The 2,518-nt window shown below is 64.6% G+C and carries 2 protein-coding genes and 1 pseudogene; all 3 read left to right on the top strand.

Annotated features, from left to right (window positions below):
• The first annotated feature begins 599 nt into the window (after positions 1-599).
• A complete protein-coding gene (locus ACFWPJ_RS30255) occupies positions 600-797 on the top strand; it encodes a hypothetical protein (protein ID WP_378856536.1) in 198 nt (65 codons plus the stop codon).
• 881 nt (positions 798-1,678) lie between these two features.
• Entirely contained in the window at positions 1,679-2,302 is a 624-nt protein-coding gene (locus tag ACFWPJ_RS30250; protein WP_378856534.1) for a transposase domain-containing protein, read from the top strand.
• Positions 2,299-2,518 (top strand): annotated as a pseudogene (locus tag ACFWPJ_RS30245) (IS4 family transposase); the annotation flags it as partial. The gene ACFWPJ_RS30250 and the pseudogene ACFWPJ_RS30245, both read left to right, overlap by 4 nt.

Genomic DNA, 2,518 nt, shown 5'->3' with positions numbered 1-2,518 from the left:
TATATACACCTATTTTTAGGGGGGCAGCGACTTTTGTTTTTAAGTGACAGGGAGTATTACGACTGCCGCCGGCGCGGAACTATTCCACCGGCAGCGGGAATCGTGGCAACGACCGCGGCTTACCGATCCCATGACATTTCGCAATGAGCCCGTGCGACGTCATGGAGCCGCTACCCTACCGTGGCCCGGCTCGACTCGCGTCCATCACATGACGGCTCTCACCAGTCTATGGTGATTCACGTTGAGACAGTGGGTATTTCGAGCATTTCTACAGTGCTTCCGACTGGATGCCCCAGTCGCAGTCGCTTCCACGCCTATACCGTCCCGGTAGCGATAAGTATGCCAAGCTTCGGCTCGGCTACCGCGCCCGCCTGGCACCAAACACGTTGTCCGCGCATAGCTTTCGTGTCACACTTGGTTCGGCTGTAGGGATGGTGCCGGCCGGTGGCCACACCACGCTCGACGAGCAGCTCACCAGCTTCGCCGGAGGCCGTGAACGCATTCCGCTCGGCATCGAGTCCGGCACATCAACATGAACGAATCGCCGACGCCGCGCGGCAAACCGCCCGGTGACGGGAGCCGAATAGGAGCACAGCACCATGAGTGACCCCGCCGGCACCGTCGCGACCACCGTCTTCCTGGGAATACCGTTGGGGCAGTGGATTACCCGTAACGCCTGGGCTGACATCCCAGAGCAACCCGGTGCCCAGGTCGCTGTCCGCGGGCCTTCCGACTTCGCGGCTGTGCCCGGAGCCCTGACCGTCATCGCCCCGGCCGACTTCGGCGGTCCAGCATGACCGACGAGCTCCGGCACACACCGGTGTTGACGGTGACGATCCCAGCGGCCTTGGCATGGACCCAGCACGCCCTGGTATGGGCATGGACGGTCGTTCATCGGTGGCTGCGACCGTGAAATGTGCGCCGAAGCCGCATGAGCTCTTCCGCGCCATGGTCAGACTCACCCAGTCCGCGGGCTGAACGACGCTGTCAGTGCGGTCAGCGTGCTGCTACCTGGCCTGTCAGGTCACCGTCTTCCTGGTCAGTCTGTTCATCGTCCCGGTCGCACTATCAGTTCCCGTGGTCGCCATTTGATCGCGGCCTTCAAGCGTTCTAGTCGAAACGGAAAGGTACGGGCCGGACGCAGCCGTGCACGCGAGGTCTGGAGCCACGGCTGTCGGCGTCGCGTACTGGCCCTACCGATCGCACCCGATATTCCCTACCGGGTCGCCCTGGCCCCGAGCCAATTCCGGTGGCATGTCTGGAATACCGGCGGCTACGCCAAACTTTGATCCACGGGCTCCGCAGTCTGCGCAGCTCCCGCAGTCGCCTCGGGCTCGCCACGGCCGTGAATCGGGGCAACACCAGGGACGGCTCGATTCTGCCCGTCGGGATCGATCGTTGAACGCTCGGCCGCCGTGCCGAGGCAGTGAGCTGCAGTACTTGCTTGCCGGTCAGTTCGAGGAGTTCACCGATGCCGTCATCGGACTCGCCCAAGTCCTCATCGCCGCCCGCCGCAGTCGCATAGTCTCGGCCTCGAAGACTGGCCGACCGCCGGAATTCCCGACTGAACCGCCCCGGGTTCGATGCCAATGCCGTCAACTCAGGGTATTCGAGCTGGCCAGCAGCCATGACGGTCTGCTGATATAGATCCATTGCGGGGCAGTCGGTTTCGTGTATCGTGCCGATCCGTGCGGAGGTGGTGGGCCGGTTGACCGACCGGATAGGGTTGGGTGTGTTGCCCCGGGTAGTCGGTCCGGACCTGGTCGATGAGGTGCTGGCGCAGACGGGCCGGGTCGAGAAGCGGCGGCGGCTGCTGCCGGCGCGGGTGGTGGTGTATTTCGTGCTGGCGTTGACGTTGTTCTTCGACGACCCCTACGAGGAAGTGATGCGCAAGCTGGTCGAGGGCCTGCGGTTCCTACGAGCCGGGGATACCGACTGGCAGGTCCCGACCTCGCCTGCGTTGTGCAAAGCCCGCGCCCGCCTGGGCGAGGAACCGGTGCGGGAACTGTTCGGGTGGGTCGCGGTCCCGCTGGCCGGGGCGGGCACCCCTGACGCATGGCTGGCCGGGCGGCGTGTGATGGCTATCGACGGGGTGCAGATGACACTGCCGACAACGAGGAGGCGTTCGGGCGCGGCAACAGTCACGCGACGCTGGAGGATCCGTTTCCGAAGGTGGAGTTCGTGGGTCTGGGCGAGTGCGGCACCCACGCGATCATCGACGCCGAGATCGGTGCGGTCACCACCGGTGAACGCGACATCGCCCGCGCTCTGCTGGCTGGCTTCACGCCGGGAATGCTGGTGATCGCTGACCGTGGCTTCTTCAGCCACGAGTTCTGGTGCGAAGCCGCCGACACCGGCGCCGACCTGTTGTGGCGGGTGCAGTCGAGTCTGAAACTGCATGTTGTGCAGCAGCTTCCGGATGGGTCGTATCTGTCGAGGTTGATGACAGATGTCGAACGTCAACGGATCCGCCGCCACCGCGCCCGCGGCCTGGACACGGCACCGGAAGGCGTTGTGG

Origin of the sequence: Nocardia sp. NPDC058497, assembly GCF_042720195.1 — a bacterium.
Taxonomy (GTDB): Bacteria; Actinomycetota; Actinomycetes; order Mycobacteriales; family Mycobacteriaceae; genus Nocardia.
Note: the sequence above shows the minus strand (reverse complement) of the source record. Positions and strands in the feature narration are given on the sequence as shown.